Raw genomic sequence first — 18,018 nt, 5'->3', positions numbered from 1 at the left:
GCGATGTTTATTTCGCTGGAGCGGACATATCTTCGATAGCTTCGAGCTCGGCTGTAGCCAAGTCATGCTCGGCCTTGGTCATCACGACGAGCTTCTTGTACTCGCGCATACCAGTACCAGCGGGAATAAGGTGACCGCAAATCACGTTTTCCTTTAGACCCTCTAGCGTATCTACCTTACCGTTGATCGCTGCATCGTTGAGCACCTTAGTCGTTTCTTGGAACGAAGCCGCACTCATGAAACTCTTCGTCTGCAGTGCCGCACGGGTAATACCCTGCAGGATCTGCTTAGCCGTTGCAGGCTTAGCATCACGCACCTGCACGAGGCGTAGGTCACGACGCTTGAGTTGGCTATTCTCATCACGCAGGCGACGAAGCGTTACGATCTGTCCGGGCTTGAGCGATTCGCTGTCGCCAGCATCTACTACCACCTTCTTGCCCCAGATGCGGTCGTTCTCTTCCATAACCTCGAGCTTGTCTACGACCTGCTGCTCTAAGAAGAGTGTTTCTCCCGGATCAACAATCTCTACCTTACGCATCATCTGGCGAACGATTACCTCGAAGTGCTTGTCATTGATCTTCACACCCTGCAGGCGATATACGTCTTGTACTTCATTGACAATATACTCCTGAACGGCTGTAGGGCCCTTAATCTCGAGGATATCGGTAGGCGTAATAGCACCATCGGAGAGAGGCGTACCCGAGCGAACGAAGTCGCCCTCCTGCACAAGGAGCTGCTTACTCATTGGTACAAGATACTTCTTTACCTCGCCAATCTTTGGCTTTATGGAGATCTCACGATTACCACGCTTGAGTTTACCGAAGATCACCTCACCATCGACCTCAGCTACCACCGCAGGGTTAGATGGGTTACGAGCCTCGAAGAGCTCCGTTACACGTGGTAGACCACCCGTGATGTCACCAGCCTTGCTTACCGAGCGTGGGATCTTAACAAGTACCTCACCAATGTTCACAGCTTCGCCTTCTTCCTTCACCACGTGGGCTCCGAGAGGGAGGTTATAGCTCTTGATTGGGTTACCAGCCTTGTCTTGGATTTGAATACCGGGAGCTAGGCTACGGTCTTTGGACTCGATGATAATTTTCTCACGTAGGGCCGTCGTTTCGTCAGCTTCCACACGGTAGGTTACACCCTCGATCACGTTCTCAAAAGCTACCTTACCAGCTACTTCGGATACGATCACAGCGTTGAAGGGGTCGAACTGGAAGAGCACGTCGCCCTTATTCACCTTATCTCCGTCATTGAAGAATAGCTTAGCACCATAAGGTACGCTACCAGTGAAAAGAGCAATCTTGGTATTTGGGTCGATAATACGAAGCTCCGCCATACGGCTGATAACCACCTTGTGCGCCTTGTCCGTATCTGTTGCCTCAACCTCTACGGCACGCAGCTCTTCGAAGCTGAGAATACCATCGAACTTAGCCATTAGGCTGTTCTCCGTAGCCACGTTGGAGGCGATCCCCCCTACGTGGAAGGTACGGAGCGTCAGCTGTGTACCGGGCTCTCCAATAGATTGAGCTGCGATTACGCCGACCACTTCGCCACGCTGTACCATATTGTTGGTAGCAAGGTTGCGGCCATAGCACTTGGCGCAGACTCCCTTCTTGGATTCGCAGGTAAGTACCGAGCGGATCTCTACCTGTTCGATTGGCGAAGCCTCAATCTGCTCGGCTGCTTCTTCACGGATCTCCTCGCCAGCACGCACGATGATCTCGCCCGTAGTTGGGTGAATAATGTCGTGAACAGACACACGTCCAAGGATACGTTCGTATAGAGAGGCAATTACCTCTTCGTTCTTCTTGAGCTCTGTAGCTACCAGACCACGAAGCGTACCACAATCCTCTTCGTTGATGATCACGTCCTGAGAAACGTCTACCAGACGGCGTGTGAGGTAACCAGCGTCCGCGGTCTTGAGGGCGGTGTCGGCAAGCCCCTTACGAGCACCGTGGGTAGAGATGAAGTACTCAAGCACCGATAGACCCTCCTTGAAGTTGGAGAGGATCGGGTTCTCAATGATCTGTCCACCCTCGGCTCCGCTCTTCTGTGGCTTAGCCATCAGACCACGGATACCAGAGAGCTGACGGATCTGCTCCTTACTACCACGAGCACCAGAGTCCATCATCATGAAGACAGAGTTGAAGCCCTGATTGTCTTCGCTGAGCTGCTTGATCAGAATATCCGACAAACGGCTATTGATGTGCGTCCAAGTGTCAATGATCTGGTTGTAGCGTTCGTTGTTGGTGATAACCCCCATGCTATAGTTGGCCATTACGCTCTCAACCTCTTCGTAACCTTCCTGAATGAGCTTATTCTTCTCCTCTGGGATAATCACGTCGCCAAGGTTAAACGACAGACCTCCCTTGAACGCCATGTAGTAACCAAGATTCTTAATATCATCTAGGAACTGAGCAGTCTTGGCCACACCGCAGACTTTAATCACCTTACCGATGATGTCGCGCAGAGCCTTCTTACCCAGTGTTTCGTTTACATAACCAACTTCCTTGGGCACGAACTCATTAACCATCAGACGACCTACAGAAGTCGTCACGAGCGTACGCTTGATCTCGCCATCTACTACGTCATCGACATACACCTTGACGGGGGCATGGATATCTAGTTTGCCTTCATTATAGGCAATTGTAGCCTCCTCAGGGCCGTAGAACGTGAAGCCCTCGCCCTTAGCTCCGGGACGGAGCTTCGTGATGTAGTACAAACCGAGTACCATGTCCTGCGAAGGAACTGTAATAGGCGCACCGTTGGCAGGGTTAAGAATGTTGTGCGAAGCAAGCATCAGCATCTGAGCTTCGAGGATTGCCTCGTTGCCAAGAGGCAAGTGTACCGCCATCTGGTCACCATCGAAGTCGGCGTTGAAAGCCGTACAAGATAGTGGGTGTAGCTGAATAGCCTTACCTTCGATCATCTTGGGCTGGAAGGCTTGGATCCCCAAGCGGTGTAGCGTCGGAGCACGGTTGAGCAGTACAGGGTGCCCCTTCATCACATACTCTAGGATATCCCATACCACGGGCTCCTTGCGGTCTACAATTTTCTTAGCACTCTTGACCGTCTTCACCACACCACGCTCAAGGAGCTTACGAATGATGAATGGCTTGTAGAGCTCGGCTGCCATATACTTAGGAATACCGCACTCGTGCATCTTGAGCTCTGGACCCACGACGATAACCGAACGAGCCGAGTAGTCTACACGCTTACCGAGCAGGTTCTGACGGAAACGTCCCTGCTTACCCTTGAGGCTATCGGAGAGCGATTTGAGAGGGCGGTTATTATCCGAGCGAACGGCGCTGGACTTACGAGAGTTGTCGAAGAGCGAGTCTACAGCTTCCTGTAACATACGCTTTTCGTTGCGCAAGATTACCTCAGGGGCCTTGATCTCAATCATGCGCTTAAGGCGATTGTTACGAATGATCACACGACGATAAAGGTCATTGAGGTCAGACGTAGCGAAACGACCGCCGTCCAGAGGCACTAGAGGACGCAGATCGGGTGGGATTACGGGAAGAACCTTCATGATCATCCACTCGGGGCGGTTCACATTCTTGCTCTGGCGGAAGCTCTCTACGACCTGTAGGCGCTTGAGTGCTTCGTTCTTACGCTGCTGCGAAGTGTCTGTATTAGCCTTGTGACGAAGCTCGTACGAAAGTGCGTCTAGGTCTAGACGACAGAGCAAATCGTGGATTGCCTCTGCACCAGTCTTACAGATAAACTTGGTAGGATCACTATCCTCTAAGTCATAGTTGCCGGGGTGCTCTGCATCAACACGATCCTGTAGCTCGAGGTATTCCTCCTCGGTCAGTACCGCAAGATGCTCCACCGCCTCCTCGGGCAACACGCCATGCTGTATCACGACATAACGTTCATAATAGATGATTGCCTCAAGTTTCTTGGCAGAGATGCCGAGGAGGTAACCCATCTTATTGGGGAGCGAACGGAAGTACCAAACGTGTGCTACGGGTACCTCTAACTTGATGTGCCCCATACGCTCACGGCGTACCTTCTTCTCCGTCACCTCTACACCACAACGGTCACACACGATACCACGATAGCGAATGCGCTTGTACTTGCCGCAGTGACACTCGAAGTCCTTGACGGGACCGAAAGTGCGTTCACAGAAAAGGCCGTCACGCTCAGGCTTGTAGGTACGGTAGTTGATCGTCTCGGGCTTGAGAACTTCCCCACTAGAGTTCTCTAGAATTTCCTCGGGCGAAGCTAAGGAAATGGTGATCTTCGAGAAGTTATTCTTTATTTTATTGTCTTTCTTGAAAGCCATATTCTATCAAAAGATATATTCTTGTTAATCCGAGTAATCCCTCTCCTACCCGACTAGGCCAAGCGGGAGAGGGCTGTGGAGATGATTAGTCTAGCGTAAAGCTCAGACCTAGCCCCTTAAGCTCGTGGAGCAATACGTTGAGCGACTCTGGGATACCGGGCGTTGGCATAGGATCGCCCTTAACGATTGCTTCGTATGCCTTGCTACGACCCTGCACGTCGTCGGACTTGATCGTTAGGATTTCTTGCAGAATGTGAGAAGCACCGAAAGCCTCTAGTGCCCACACTTCCATCTCCCCGAAACGCTGTCCCCCAAACTGAGCCTTACCTCCGAGAGGTTGCTGCGTGATGAGCGAATATGGACCGATCGAGCGGGCGTGCATCTTGTCATCGACCATATGCCCGAGCTTGAGGAAGTAAGTTACCCCTACTGTCGCAGGCTGGTCGAAACGCTCACCCGTACCACCGTCGTATAGATAGGTCTTACCATTACGAGCAAGACCTGCCTTGTCCGTCCAGTCGTTCATATCATCAAGAGAAGCCCCATCGAAGATAGGCGTAGCGAACTTGCAGTCCAGCTTACGGCCAGCCCAAGCCAATACAGCTTCGAAGATCTGGCCGAGGTTCATACGGCTAGGCACACCGAGTGGGTTAAGACAGATATCAACAGGCGTACCGTCCTCGAGGAATGGCATATCTTCCTGACGAACCACCTTGGACACAATACCCTTGTTACCGTGGCGACCAGCCATCTTGTCCCCTACTTGGATCTTGCGCTTCTTAGCGATATATACCTTAGCCATCTGAACAATACCAGCTGGTAGCTCGTCCCCAATTGTTTCGTCGAGTTTCTTGCGACGTAGGTCTGCCTCGTACTCCTTTGACTTCTTGAGGTAATTGACTGCCACCTTCTGAATCATTTCATTCGTTTCCTTGTCTTCTGTCCAGTCGGTGAAGAGAATTTCATTGTATGGAAGTGCCTCAAGATCAGCCTTGGTAAACTTGGAGCCGGGTTTAATCTTATCCGTACCAAGGAAGTCATTAACCTTATTACACTTCTTGCCAGCTGTCAGTACAAGTAGCTTCTCGATGAAGAGAGCCTTGAGGTCGTTTTGCAGTACGTCGTACTTCTCCTCGAGCTTAGTCACGATCTCCTTAGTTTCGGTACGACCCTTTTTCTTCACTGCCTTGGAGAAGAGCTTCGTATCTACAACCACACCACGTAGCGATGGGGTAGCCTTGAGCGAAGCATCCTTAACGTCGCCAGCCTTGTCGCCAAAAATCGCACGCAGAAGCTTTTCTTCTGGCGTAGGATCGCTCTCCCCCTTTGGCGTGATCTTACCGATAAGAATATCACCGGGCTCTACACGAGCACCAATACGAATGATACCATTCTCGTCAAGGTTGCGTGTCGCATCATCGCTCACATTAGGAATATCGGAGGTAAGCTCCTCTAGTCCACGTTTAGTTTCACGCACCTCTAGGAGATACTCGTCCACGTGAACGGAAGTGAAGAAATCTTCACGTACGAGGCGTTCGTTAAGTACGATAGCATCCTCGTAGTTGTAACCCTTCCATGGCATATAAGCCACCTGGACGTTGCGACCTAGAGCCAGCTCACCAGCCTGAGTTGAGTACCCCTCGGTGAGGATATCGCCAGCAGCCACACGCTGCCCCTTCTGGCAGATTGGGCGTAGGTCAATGGTCGTGCTCTGGTTAGTCTTACGGAATTTAGGTAGTGTGTAAGTCGTGATAGGATCCTCGAAGCTCACAAACTCCTCCTGCTCCGTGCGGTCGTACTTGATCTTGATGCAGTTGGCATCTACGAAGACAACCTCACCGGCACGCTCGGCCACAACCTGCGTACGAGAGTCATGCACCAACTGAGCCTCAATGCCAGTACCTACGATAGGCGACTCTGGGCGGAGCAGTGGCACCGCTTGACGCATCATGTTCGATCCCATGAGTGCACGGTTGGCGTCATCGTGCTCTAGGAATGGGATAAGAGAGGCGGCAATAGAGGCGATCTGAGTAGGAGCTACGTCCATGAGGTCTACTTCCTCAGGAGTTACCACAGGGAAGTCCGACTCGAAGCGTGCCTTAACTCGATCATTCTTGAAGCGCCCGTTGTCGTCTACTGGGGCATTACCCTGAGCAACGGTTTTGTCTTCTTCCTCCTCGGCTGTGTAGTACTTGAGCCCCTTATCTGTGAAGTCTACTACACCCTTGTTTACCGCACGGTATGGCGTAGAGATGAAGCCTAACTCATTAATCTTAGCATACACGCAGAGCGAAGAAATAAGACCGATATTTGGCCCTTCTGGCGTTTCGATAGGACACAGACGGCCATAGTGTGTATAGTGTACGTCACGCACCTCGAAGCCTGCACGATCACGGCTAATACCACCGGGGCCAAGGGCAGAGATACGACGCTTGTGGGTGATCTCCGCTAGCGGGTTCGTCTGGTCCATGAACTGTGATAGGGCGTTCGTTCCGAAGAACGAATTGACCACAGAAGACAGCGTCTTGGCATTAACGAGGTCTATGGGAGCGAAGACTTCGTTGTCACGTACGTTCATACGGTCACGTACCGTACGTGCCATACGAGCTAACCCGACGCCGAACTGATTGTACAGCTGCTCACCCACCGTGCGCACACGACGGTTGGATAGGTGGTCGATGTCGTCCACCTGAGCCTTGGAATTGACTAGCTCAATTAGATATTTGATGATCTCTACGATATCCTCGTTGGTCAGCACACGTACCTCTGGATCGATAGAGAGATTGAGCTTCTTATTGATGCGATAGCGACCTACATCTCCTAAGTCATAACGCTTGTCGGAGAAAAATAGGTTCGTGATTACCTCACGCGCATTGGACTCATCGGCAGGCTCGGCGTTACGGAGCTGACGATAGATATAGTAGAGCGCATCGTGCTCACTATTACAGGGGTCTTTCTGTAGGGTGTTGAAGATAAGCGAGTAGTCGGAGGTAACCTTATCCTCACGGTGTAGAAGGATTGTCTTAGTACCAGCCTCTAGGATCTGCTCAATATGCTCCTCGGTAAGCTCCGTTTCACGATCGATGAGTACCGTAGTACGCTCGATAGAAACCACCTCACCAGTATCTTCATCACTGAGGTCGTCGATATAAGTCTTATTGACACGACCAGCCAAGCGGCGACCGATGTACTTCTTCAGACCTGCTTTGGTTACCTTAACCTCCTCGGCTAAACCGAATAGGTCTAGGATCTCCTTGTCGCTCTCGTAGCCAATGGCACGCAACAGGGTAGTTACTGGAAGTTTCTTTTTACGGTCGATGTAGGCATACATCGCATTATTGATGTCCGTAGCAAACTCTATCCACGACCCCTTGAAAGGAATAATACGTGCCGAGTAGAGCTGCGTACGGTTGGTGTGCATGCTCGTGCCAAAGAACACACCCGGAGAGCGGTGTAGCTGTGACACCACGACACGCTCTGCCCCATTGATAACGAAGGTACCAGACTCCGTCATGTAGGGGATAGGGCCCAAGAACACATCCTGAATAACCGTCGCAAAATCCTCGTGATCGGGGTCCGTACAGTAGAGCTTGAGCTTAGCCTTGAGAGGTACGCTATAGGTAAGACCTCGGCTCAGACACTCCTCGATCGTATATTTGGGAGGATCGACATAGTAGTCGAGGAACTCAAGGACAAAGTTGTTGCGCGTGTCTGCGATAGGGAAATTCTCTGCAAACACCTTGTACAGCCCCTCCTTTTTTCTGCGTTCGGGAGGAGTGTCCAGCTGGAAGAAGTCTTTGAAAGACTTCAGCTGTACTTCGAGGAAATCCGGGAATCTAAGCGGATTCTTGATCGATGCGAAGTTTATTCTCGATTGATTGTGGTTTGAGGCCATTTCGTAGGATGAATGATACTTGGTGGAATGATAAGACACGAAATGGTTAAGACTCCTCTCGACGAGGAATCTCAACCATAATTACCTGATTCTCACAGGTTAGAGTTTCGTTACTTAAGCTCTACTTCTGCGCCAGCCTCTTCAAGGGCCTTCTTCACAGCTTCAGCAGTAGCCTTGTCTACACCTTCCTTAACAGGAGCGGGAGCAGCATCTACGATGTCCTTAGCTTCCTTAAGACCAAGACCGCAGTGTTCCTTAACGGCCTTCACTACTTGGAGCTTAGCAGCGCCAGCGCTCTTGAGGATTACGTCGAAAGAAGTCTTTTCTTCTTCCTGAGCTGCTTCGCCACCGCCAGCGGCAACAACTACAGCAGCAGCTGCTGGTTCAATACCATATTCTTCCTTGAGAATAGTTGCGAGTTCGCTTACTTCCTTAACCGTTAGGTTTACCAGCTGTTCAGCAATAGCTTTGATATCTGCCATGTTATTTAATTATTTCTTTGTTTTTGTTCTTTGTTAATTGTCTAGTTGAGGCAATTATTCAGCAGCAGCCTCTTCGCTTGCTTTGTCCTTGTTCTCAAGAGCAGACACCACGTTGCGGATTGGTGACTGTAGAAGGGCGATAACATCTGCCACAAGTTCTTCCTTGCTCTTGATTGCCACAAGGGTTTCCAGCTGGTCTTCGCCGTAGAATCCTGTCTCGGCATAAGCACCCTTTAGACGGAGCTTATTGTCAGCCTTCTTATCCTTAGTGAACTCCTTGATAAGCTTTGCAGGAGCGTTTGCCACGTTGGCAAACATGATGGCTGTATTGCCCTTGAGCGCACTATACAGTGGAGCAAGGTCGGTATCAGCCGCCGACATAGCCTTACGAAGGAGGGTATTCTTTACTACAACTAGCTTGATCTCTGCCTTGTTGCACTGGCGACGAAGAGTCGCAGTCTTGGCAGCATCCATCCCTTCGATGTTAGCCAAATAGAAGTGAGGATACTCATTGAGATAGCCTGTGAGCTGTTCGATTACAACGCCTTTATTTTCCTTTCTCATGATTTCTACCTTTTATTATTCTTCTACAGACTTAGGATCAATCTTGATACTTGGGCTCATCGTGCTAGAGAGGTAAATGCTCTTCACATAAGTACCCTTAGCAGCCGTTGGCTTGAGCTTGATCAGCGTAGAGATGAACTCAGCAGCGTTCTCCTTGATCTGATCGGCAGAGAATGAAACCTTACCAATAGAGGTGTGTACGATACCAGTCTTATCTACCTTGAAATCGATCTTACCAGACTTAACATCCTTAACGGCAGCACCAACTTCGTTGGTTACAGTACCGCTCTTGGGGTTAGGCATTAGACCACGAGGACCAAGCACACGACCTAGAGCCCCGATCTTACCCATGATAGCTGGCATAGTGATGATCACATCAATGTCAGTCCATCCACCCTTAATTTTCTCGATATATTCGTCCAGACCTACATAGTCGGCACCAGCTGCTTGAGCTTCGGCTTCCTTGTCTGGAGTACAGAGAGCTAGCACACGTACCTGCTTACCAGTACCATGTGGTAGAGTTACCACACCACGTACCATTTGGTTAGCCTTACGAGGATCTACGCCCAGACGCACATCGACATCTACAGACGCATCGAACTTAGTCGTAGTAATCTCCTTGACTAGAGCAGATGCCTCCGCTAGTGTGTATGCCTTCCCGGGTTCAATCTTGCTGAAAGCTAGCTTCTGATTCTTTGTCAGTTTACCCATTTTCTTCGATTAATTTATATTACCCGGGAAACTCTCCCTTTACTGCGATACCCATACTGCGAGCTGTACCAGCTACCATCTTCATAGCAGCCTCTACGGTGAAGCAGTTTAGGTCCACGATCTTATCTGAAGCAATTGCGCGAACTTGTTCCCAAGTAACCTCAGCCACCTTGTTACGGTTAGGCTGAGCAGAACCACTCTTAACCTTAGTAAGTTCCTTGAGCTGTACTGCTACGGGAGGAGTCTTGACGATGAAGTCGAAAGACTTGTCTGCGTAGTAAGTAATAACAACTGGAAGGATCTTACCAGCTTGGTCCTGAGTTCTGGCGTTGAATTGCTTGCAAAACTCCATAATATTGATACCCTTGGCACCCAGAGCAGGTCCCACGGGAGGTGAAGGATTTGCAGCCCCACCCTTGATTTGCAATTTTAGTTGTCCAGCAACTTCTTTAGCCATTTTCTTTGATTTAATAAGTGTGATACACTATAATGCTAAGTGCGGTTCCGTAACAAACCTATTCCTTAGCTACTTGAGCATAGCTTAACTCCAGAGGGATCTTACGGCCAAACATCTTGACCATAACACTCAGCTTACGCTTCTCTGGCGTTACTTCCTCGACGATAGCCTCACAACCTGCGAAAGCCCCCTCGGATACCTTGACGGTATCTCCGACGAAGATCTCCAGATCGTATTCGCCCTCGGAGTCGGCAACTTGGTCTGCACGACGCAAGAGGCGCTCGACCTCACTGCGCTTCATGGGCTCGGGTGAGCCACCTTTGTTGCCACCAAGGAAACCAATCACATTGGGAATTGTGCGGAGCCTATGCTCCACTTCTCCCACTAGGATAGCCTCGACGAGTACATAACCCGGCAAATAGGGACGCTCCTTGACAATCTTCTTTCCATTGCGCTGCGAAACGACCTTCTCGGTGGGAATGATCACTTGAGAAACGTACTGACCAAGATCAGTTAGCTTGATCTCGGCCTCAAGTTGCTCACGCACCTTGTTCTCCTTACCACTAACGGCACGGAGAACGTAGAATTTCTTTTCTGCTAGTTCAGCCATTACTTCAACAGCCTATAGACGGACAATAGAATGTTTTCAAAAGCAGTATCTACCAAAAGCACAAAAATCGCTATGATAAGGGAAGCGATCATCACAACAATTGCACTACTGGTTAGCTCCTGACGGGTAGGCCATGTAACCTTCTGTGTAAGCTCGGCGTATGAATCCCGAAAGGAAGCTCCTATTCTATTTACTAAACTCATCTTTTTAATTATTTCTAGCACGGGTTGAGAGACTCGAACTCCCGACACCTGGTTTTGGAGACCAGTGCTCTACCAACTGAGCTAAACCCGTATATTAGGCTCGGCGCTACCTACCGGCGAGTGCGCCGAGCCTGATTTTTATCTTTTATTCTCGAGGAGAATATTAGTCTAAGATTTCAGTGATCTGACCAGAACCTACCGTACGACCACCTTCGCGGATAGCGAAACGTAGACCTACGTTGCAAGCTACTGGATAGATAAGATCAACTATGATCTCTACGTTGTCACCAGGCATAACCATTTCTGTACCCTCTGGAAGAGAGATTTCACCAGTTACGTCAAGCGTACGAATATAGAACTGAGGACGATACTTGTTGTGGAATGGAGTGTGACGACCACCTTCTTCCTTCTTCAGCACGTAGATACTTGCCTTGAAGCGAGAGTGAGGCTTAACCTGACCGGGCTTAGCGATCACCATACCACGCTTGATGTCAGTCTTGTCGATACCACGGAGTAGTAGACCTACGTTGTCACCAGCCTGACCTTCGTCAAGAATCTTGCGGAACATTTCCACACCAGTTACAACAGACTTAAGACCTTCTGCACCTAGACCAATGATCTGAACTTCATCACCAGTGTGGATAACACCAGTTTCGATACGACCAGTAGCTACAGTACCACGACCTGTGATAGAGAACACGTCTTCAACAGGCATTAGGAATGGCTTGTCGATAGCACGTGGAGGCAGTGGAATCCAGCTATCTACAGCAGCCATCAGCTCCATAACCTTCTCTTCCCACTGAGGCTCACCATTAAGTGCACCAAGAGCAGAACCACGAATTACTGGAGTATTGTCACCATCGAACTCATAGTTAGACAGCAGCTCACGCATATCCATCTCTACTAGCTCTAGCATCTCCTCGTCATCAACCATATCACACTTGTTCATGAAGATAACAAGAGCAGGCACGTTCACCTGACGAGCTAGAAGCACGTGTTCACGAGTCTGAGGCATAGGACCATCAGTAGCAGCTACCACGATGATAGCACCGTCCATCTGAGCAGCACCAGTTACCATGTTCTTAACATAGTCGGCGTGACCGGGACAGTCTACGTGAGCATAGTGACGATTTTCTGTTTCGTACTCTACGTGAGAAGTGTTGATCGTGATACCACGCTCCTTTTCTTCTGGGGCATTGTCGATAGAATCGAACGAACGGAGCTCAGAAAAACCTTTCTTAGCGAGCACAGTAGTGATAGCAGCAGTAAGAGTAGTCTTACCGTGGTCAACGTGACCAATCGTACCAACGTTTACGTGTGGCTTCGATCTGTTAAACGTTTCTTTTGCCATTTTAGTTTGCTATTTTGAATTATTACCTTTTCGTTAAGCTATCCCCAGTAGAGCCGATGACGGGATTTGAACCCGTGACCTCTTCCTTACCAAGGAAGTGCTCTACCCCTGAGCTACATTGGCTTACATCTGTGAGCGTTAACTCGTGACCACCCAAAGAATTGCGATATGCTACTCGGGATAATCGACTGCAAATATAGACACTTTTTCCAAACTGACAAAACCCCACCAAAGAAAAAAGCAAAGATGGCAACACACCTACCCGAGCACTTCCTCTGCAAACACCCCGTATCTCATAATATATGTATAAAGAAGCCGAACAGCAGAGCCTAGTACCTTAAAGATGCGATGAGCGTCATTTCTGTTAAGATTTGCAAACAAGCCCAAACTCTCTATCGACAAGAAAACAACCAGATCTAGTACAAGGCTCAAAAATTGAAGGACTAATCTGCGCCAATTAGTGGACTAATGCCTAGAGGCATGTCCACCAGTCCCGCAAGGTTAATGGGAAGAAATGCCAAAACCTCCACTTAAAATTAAGCGAAACCGCCCCTCAAGCCAGCCTATATAACTAAATATAAACACATTAAAAAAGATCTGATTTTAAGCGATTATTTTCACACGTCTGGAGTAAAGTGCCCAAATAGAGGTCCAACGCAATGTAGGGCCCGCTAGAGGGCAAATACGCGATTTGGGCCTTTGGTCCTCAAAAACCAATCATTGAGCCAAACATACTTCTATTCTATTAAAAGGTGTAAACAAATGAAGCCCCTAGTGGCTGAAGCAATAAATCCCACATCAAGCACGTTAGTCCAGCGAAAGCAGCTAGGTAGCCGAGCCGCCCAAGCCGAGAGTGAAGCCATAGACAGTAGCTGTTACCCTCTCCTGTCCACGGTTCCCCTTCACGGTGAGGGCAAAATAGATACCTTAAGTATATAGTTTGAGAATTAGACTAAATCAAGGGGCAAAATAAAATGATTACCTTTGCGCCAATTATCGCATAAGTTTTTTTTGGAGAACGGTACATACTAATCGTACAACTGATGAAGAATTTTATCGAAGAGCTACGCTGGCGTGGGATGATACACGATATGATCCCCGGGACAGAAGAGTTACTAACCAAGGAACGGATCTCAGCCTACCTAGGCATTGACCCTACGGCAGACTCACTACACATCGGGCACCTAGTAGGTGTGATGATGTTGCGCCACCTACAACTCTCTGGCCACCGCCCTATCGCCTTGATCGGCGGCGCCACTGGTATGATCGGTGACCCATCTATGAAAAGCGCCGAGCGCAAACTCCTCGACGAGGAAACCCTCCGCCACAACCAAGCGTGCATCAAGGCTCAGCTATCTAAGTTCCTCGACTTCGACAGCGATGCGCCCAATGCCGCCCTGCTGGTGAACAACTACGACTGGATGAAGGGATTTAGCTTCCTTGAGTTCATTCGCGATATTGGCAAGCATATCACGGTAAACTATATGATGGCCAAGGACTCCGTCAAGAAGCGTCTGAGTGGCGAGGGTGAGGGCATGTCCTTCACCGAGTTTAGCTATCAGCTTCTTCAGGGCTACGACTATCTACATCTATATAGAGAGCATGGCTGCCGCCTACAGATGGGAGGCTCGGACCAATGGGGCAATATCACGACCGGGACAGAGCTTATTCGCCGAAAAGACGGCGGTGAGGCCTTCGCCCTAACCTGCCCGCTCATCACCAAGGCAGATGGTGGCAAGTTTGGCAAAACCGAGAGTGGCAACGTATGGCTAGACCCCAAGCGTACCTCCCCATACGCATTCTATCAATTCTGGATCAACGTGAGCGATGCCGACGCTGCTCGCTACATCAAGATATTCACGACCCTCTCAGAGCAGGAAATCACCGCCCTTGAGGCAGAGCAGGCCGCGGCGCCACATCTACGCCCCTTGCAGCATCGCCTCGCTGAGGAAATCACCGTGATGGTGCACAGCCGAGAGGACTACGAAGCAGCAGTTGAGGCATCCTCCATTCTCTTCGGTCAAGGTACTAAGGAGCAGCTACAGCGGATCTCGGAGGATATGTTCCTCAGCGTCTTCGAGGGTGTACCTCAATACTCTATCGCTCGTACCACTCTAGCCGAGAGCATCAAGGTCATCGACCTGATGACCGAGCAGGCTAATATCTTCGCATCCAAGGGGGAGCTCCGCAAGCTCATTCAGTCTGGCGGCGTGAGCCTCAATAAAGAGAAGATCGAGCATCAAGACCAAATAGTCAGTCTGTCCGACCTTATCGCTGAGCGCTATCTGCTGATACAGCGTGGCAAAAAGAACTATTACCTAATCGTCATCACAGATTGAATCCTATAAAAGCTAGTGGACGAGCTACCCATTGGGGCGACTTAGTCCACTAGCCTGTTTTTCTATGCATCAACTCTCCATCATCATTGTCAACTACCGAGTGCCACTGCTGCTAGGGCAGTGCCTAGGTTCAGTAGCCGCCGCCATCAAAAATCTAGATGCAGAAGTATGGGTCGTGGACAACGCCTCGGGAGATGGCTCAATCACCTACTTGAGAGAGCGCTACCCGTGGGTTAATTATATTGAGAATAGCGAAAACCTCGGCTTCTCTCGTGCCAATAATATGGCGATTGAGCGATCCGACAGCGAATTTGTTCTACTGCTCAACCCCGATACGCTCATAGCCGAGGACACGCTAACCCGATGCCTTGAGCATCTGCAGCAACAGCCCCGATGCGGAGCAATCGGCGTCAAGATGCACAACATACAAGGGCGCTATCTACGTGAGAGCAAGCGTGGTTTCCCCTCTACGTGGGTATCGTTTTGCAAACTATCGGGACTAACACGCCTCTTCCCCAAGTCCAAGCTCTTCGCCTCCTACTACATGGGACATCTCCCCAACGATCAGACTCATTCGGTAGAGGTCCTCTCGGGTGCATTTACGATGCTACGTAGCAAGACGCTCAAGGAAATCGGATTGCTGGACGAGCGTTTCTTCATGTACGGAGAAGACATAGACCTCTCCTATCGTGTCGTGATGGGGGGATGGACGTGCGATTATCTCCCTACACCCATCATTCACTACAAGGGTGAGAGCTCAATACTCGATAGCTCCAAGTACATTCGTTCATTCTATGGTGCTATGGCTCTCTTCTACGACAAGTACTACCACGGCAAGGCCAGTAAACTAGGCAAGCGCATCATAGCCCTATCGATCAGCTGCCTAAGTATGGTAGCCAAAGTGCTAGCGTACTTCCGCCGTTGCAAACCGATCGAGCAGCCCAAGCCCATTCCCGTTGAGCTACCATTGGTAAGCCTGCCAGAGCAGGGAGCACACCTATTGGTAGACCTGCCCAAGTACACGCACAAAATGATCATCAATGAGATCGCCAAACACTCCAAGCAGGAATACACCTACCACTTCCTCAATCAAGAAGGTAAGATGATCTCGCCACGCAGATAGGACCACCTTACCTATACAAATAAGACGAGGGGCAAATCGGATACCGATTTGCCCCTCGTCTTATTTGTATGGACAGCACCGTCGCCCTACTAATGAAGGGCTGCAGCACGCAGGATCTCGCAAATGGTAGGATGAGGGAAAACGATACGGCTAAGCTCCCTGAGCGTCATGCCACGATCTATGGCCATAATTGCAGGCACGAGAATCTCACTGCTTGCATTACCTAGCAGATGCGCACCTAGTAGTACGCCCTGCTCGTCTGTGATGAGCTTGCAGAGGCCATTGACCATTTCGTTCTCGATCACGAAGCGCCCCGAGAGTGACATAGGCACCTGATGTACCTGATAGGCCACTCCAGCGGCTTTGAGCTCAGCCTCAGTCTTACCTACCGAGGCAATCTCTGGGTCGGTGTAGACAATCCCCGGGATAGCCTTGTAGCTCATCGCTTCGGGCTCCCCCAGAATGTGCTGTACGGCTATAACACCCTCTCGTGTAGCCGTGTGTGCCAACATAGACGTACCGTTGATATCGCCCACTGCATATAGCCCAGCGACGTTCGTGCGCATATATTCATCTACGACTACAGCCCCACGCTCGGTGGCTACGCCTACGGTTTCTAGACCTAGTCCGTTGATAATCGCACGGCGACCCACACTCACTAGGATACGCTCTGCCTCGATCTCCACAGCTCCGTCTGGGCCTTCGGCATAAATAACGCCATTACTAATGCTCTGCACCTTAGTATTGAGGTAGAACTTGACTCCTCGCTTGGCGAAAGCGGTCTGTAGCTCCGTCGAGAGCTCCTCGTCCATCTGGCCAAGGATCTTGGGCAACATCTCCACAACTGTTACCTCCACACCCAGAGTATTGAAGAAAGACACAAACTCCATACCGATAACGCCTCCACCAATGACCGCCAAACTCTTGGGCAGCTCGCCCACTTGTAGCGCCTCACGAGCAGTCCAATAGCCGCTCTCCTCCAAGCCCGGGATAGGTGGCACGAAAGCCTCCGAGCCAGTAGCAATGATAATGTGTTTGGCTTGATAAGTCGCTTCACCAGCCTCTATATTGAATACACCGTCAGCCTGCCCGGCCAAACGAGCTTCAGCCTCCACCAAGGTGACTTCGTGCTTCTGCAAACCGAGCTTGATACCAGCACCGAGTTTTTTGAGGATTTTGTTCTTACGAGCCATCAGCTTGGAGAGATCCAGCTCGACCTCGCTGGTCGAAACGGCATACTTACGGCCTTCTTTGGCCTTGGCATAGATGTGAGCAGAGTGTAGTAGGGCTTTGGTAGGGACACAGCCTTCGTTGAGGCAGACGCCTCCTACTTTGTTTTTCTCGAAGATAACGACAGACAGCCCTCTAGCGGCTGCATATTCGGCTGCATCAGCTCCACCCGGGCCGGCTCCGATAATAGACAAATCATAGATCATAGCGCAGTGATATTATTATAAATTCAGATTAAACAGCATGTGTATTGCTAAGCAAATTGTACGAAAGGTAGTACTTTCCGTATGATTAGCCAAACATGGAGAAATAAGAGCAAAGGGACGCACAGCACACTATGACAAGGACTGTACGGCAAAAGGAGATTAAAGGTATAAACATAAAAAAGGTTAGACCTAGATTCACATCTAAACTCTAACCTATCCCTTAATCATTATGAAAACTGTCGTGGAGAATATCGGACTCGAACCGATGACCCCCTGCGTGCAAGGCAGGTGCTCTAGCCAACTGAGCTAATCCCCCGAGATACTATTGTAGTCCCAGGCAGATTTGAACTGCCGACCTCTACATTATCAGTGTAGCGCTCTAACCAACTGAGCTATAGGACTAGATAAGATATTGACAAGAAGTGTAGTGGTCTAGAACCAACCCAACCATCTACAAAGAATCCCTTAACCAGTCTAACCTAAAGGTCTCCAGAAAGGAGGTGTTCCAGCCGCACCTTCCGGTACGGCTACCTTGTTACGACTT

General features: G+C 49.9%; 12 protein-coding genes, 4 tRNA genes and 1 rRNA gene. 2 read left to right on the top strand and 15 right to left on the bottom strand.

Annotation, left to right across the window (positions count from 1 at the left end):
- Window positions 1–7: 7 nt before the first annotated feature.
- The 11 genes from rpoC to HQ48_RS07080 all read right to left on the bottom strand — a co-directional run bounded on the left by rpoC (window position 8) and on the right by HQ48_RS07080 (window position 12,699).
- Window positions 8–4,303, bottom strand: coding sequence for a DNA-directed RNA polymerase subunit beta' (gene rpoC / locus HQ48_RS07130; protein WP_044232782.1), 4,296 nt, complete (start codon window positions 4,301–4,303; stop codon window positions 8–10).
- A gap of 85 nt (window positions 4,304–4,388) precedes the next feature.
- Window positions 4,389–8,198, bottom strand: coding sequence for a DNA-directed RNA polymerase subunit beta (rpoB, locus tag HQ48_RS07125; protein WP_044189841.1), 3,810 nt, complete (start codon window positions 8,196–8,198; stop codon window positions 4,389–4,391).
- Window positions 8,199–8,308: 110 nt separating this feature from the next.
- Window positions 8,309–8,680 carry a 50S ribosomal protein L7/L12 gene (gene rplL / locus HQ48_RS07120; protein ID WP_044189844.1) on the bottom strand — a complete coding sequence of 124 codons (372 nt, stop codon included), beginning with the start codon at window positions 8,678–8,680 and terminating at the stop codon, window positions 8,309–8,311.
- Between the two features lie 54 nt (window positions 8,681–8,734).
- Complete coding sequence (gene rplJ / locus HQ48_RS07115; protein ID WP_044189847.1) at window positions 8,735–9,244, bottom strand: 50S ribosomal protein L10; 510 nt, start codon at window positions 9,242–9,244, stop codon at window positions 8,735–8,737.
- Window positions 9,245–9,259: 15 nt separating this feature from the next.
- Complete coding sequence (gene rplA / locus HQ48_RS07110; RefSeq protein ID WP_044189849.1) at window positions 9,260–9,955, bottom strand: 50S ribosomal protein L1; 696 nt, start codon at window positions 9,953–9,955, stop codon at window positions 9,260–9,262.
- A gap of 19 nt (window positions 9,956–9,974) precedes the next feature.
- Window positions 9,975–10,412, bottom strand: coding sequence for a 50S ribosomal protein L11 (rplK, locus tag HQ48_RS07105; protein ID WP_044189852.1), 438 nt, complete (start codon window positions 10,410–10,412; stop codon window positions 9,975–9,977).
- 58 nt (window positions 10,413–10,470) lie between these two features.
- Window positions 10,471–11,022: a transcription termination/antitermination protein NusG gene (gene nusG, locus HQ48_RS07100; RefSeq protein WP_044189854.1), complete on the bottom strand. Its 552-nt coding sequence runs from the start codon at window positions 11,020–11,022 to the stop codon at window positions 10,471–10,473.
- Window positions 11,022–11,225: a preprotein translocase subunit SecE gene (gene secE, locus HQ48_RS07095; protein ID WP_044189880.1), complete on the bottom strand. Its 204-nt coding sequence runs from the start codon at window positions 11,223–11,225 to the stop codon at window positions 11,022–11,024. The genes nusG and secE overlap by 1 nt, the downstream gene beginning before the upstream one ends.
- A gap of 18 nt (window positions 11,226–11,243) precedes the next feature.
- Window positions 11,244–11,316: transfer RNA gene (locus tag HQ48_RS07090), tRNA-Trp, on the bottom strand.
- Window positions 11,317–11,388: 72 nt separating this feature from the next.
- Window positions 11,389–12,576: an elongation factor Tu gene (tuf, locus tag HQ48_RS07085; RefSeq protein WP_044189856.1), complete on the bottom strand. Its 1,188-nt coding sequence runs from the start codon at window positions 12,574–12,576 to the stop codon at window positions 11,389–11,391.
- A gap of 51 nt (window positions 12,577–12,627) precedes the next feature.
- Window positions 12,628–12,699 (bottom strand) — tRNA-Thr (locus tag HQ48_RS07080).
- A gap of 920 nt (window positions 12,700–13,619) precedes the next feature.
- On the opposite strand from HQ48_RS07080, the gene tyrS reads away from it, so the two are divergent.
- Complete coding sequence (tyrS, locus tag HQ48_RS07075; RefSeq protein WP_044232780.1) at window positions 13,620–14,915, top strand: tyrosine--tRNA ligase; 1,296 nt, start codon at window positions 13,620–13,622, stop codon at window positions 14,913–14,915.
- Between the two features lie 64 nt (window positions 14,916–14,979).
- Window positions 14,980–16,038 carry a glycosyltransferase family 2 protein gene (locus tag HQ48_RS07070; protein WP_044189861.1) on the top strand — a complete coding sequence of 353 codons (1,059 nt, stop codon included), beginning with the start codon at window positions 14,980–14,982 and terminating at the stop codon, window positions 16,036–16,038.
- A gap of 89 nt (window positions 16,039–16,127) precedes the next feature.
- Here the strand turns inward: HQ48_RS07070 and lpdA are convergent, their stop codons facing one another.
- The 4 genes from lpdA to HQ48_RS07050 form a co-directional block, all read right to left on the bottom strand.
- A complete protein-coding gene (lpdA, locus tag HQ48_RS07065; protein WP_044232777.1) occupies window positions 16,128–17,474 on the bottom strand; it encodes a dihydrolipoyl dehydrogenase in 1,347 nt (448 codons plus the stop codon).
- Window positions 17,475–17,716: 242 nt separating this feature from the next.
- Window positions 17,717–17,790, bottom strand: a tRNA-Ala gene (locus tag HQ48_RS07060).
- 12 nt (window positions 17,791–17,802) lie between these two features.
- Window positions 17,803–17,876: transfer RNA gene (locus HQ48_RS07055), tRNA-Ile, on the bottom strand.
- 91 nt (window positions 17,877–17,967) lie between these two features.
- A 16S ribosomal RNA gene (locus HQ48_RS07050) occupies window positions 17,968–18,018 on the bottom strand; the annotation flags it as partial.

It is taken from the genome of Porphyromonas sp. COT-290 OH3588 (assembly GCF_000769075.1).
Classification (GTDB): domain Bacteria; phylum Bacteroidota; class Bacteroidia; order Bacteroidales; family Porphyromonadaceae; genus Porphyromonas.
This window is presented reverse-complemented; position numbering and strand designations above follow the sequence as displayed.

Bases quoted from the DNA above. Each gene is read 5' to 3' on its own strand.
- nusG (WP_044189854.1), bottom strand. From the start codon at position 11,022: ATGGCTGAACTAGCAGAAAAGAAATTCTACGTTCTCCGTGCCGTTAGT.
- lpdA (WP_044232777.1), bottom strand. From the start codon at position 17,474: ATGATCTATGATTTGTCTATTATCGGAGCCGGCCCGGGTGGAGCTGAT.
- rpoC (WP_044232782.1), bottom strand. From the start codon at position 4,303: ATGGCTTTCAAGAAAGACAATAAAATAAAGAATAACTTCTCGAAGATC.
- rplA (WP_044189849.1), bottom strand. From the start codon at position 9,955: ATGGGTAAACTGACAAAGAATCAGAAGCTAGCTTTCAGCAAGATTGAA.
- rpoB (WP_044189841.1), bottom strand. From the start codon at position 8,198: ATGGCCTCAAACCACAATCAATCGAGAATAAACTTCGCATCGATCAAG.
- rplJ (WP_044189847.1), bottom strand. From the start codon at position 9,244: ATGAGAAAGGAAAATAAAGGCGTTGTAATCGAACAGCTCACAGGCTAT.
- secE (WP_044189880.1), bottom strand. From the start codon at position 11,225: ATGAGTTTAGTAAATAGAATAGGAGCTTCCTTTCGGGATTCATACGCC.
- rplK (WP_044189852.1), bottom strand. From the start codon at position 10,412: ATGGCTAAAGAAGTTGCTGGACAACTAAAATTGCAAATCAAGGGTGGG.
- tuf (WP_044189856.1), bottom strand. From the start codon at position 12,576: ATGGCAAAAGAAACGTTTAACAGATCGAAGCCACACGTAAACGTTGGT.
- HQ48_RS07070 (WP_044189861.1), top strand. From the start codon at position 14,980: ATGCATCAACTCTCCATCATCATTGTCAACTACCGAGTGCCACTGCTG.
- rplL (WP_044189844.1), bottom strand. From the start codon at position 8,680: ATGGCAGATATCAAAGCTATTGCTGAACAGCTGGTAAACCTAACGGTT.
- tyrS (WP_044232780.1), top strand. From the start codon at position 13,620: ATGAAGAATTTTATCGAAGAGCTACGCTGGCGTGGGATGATACACGAT.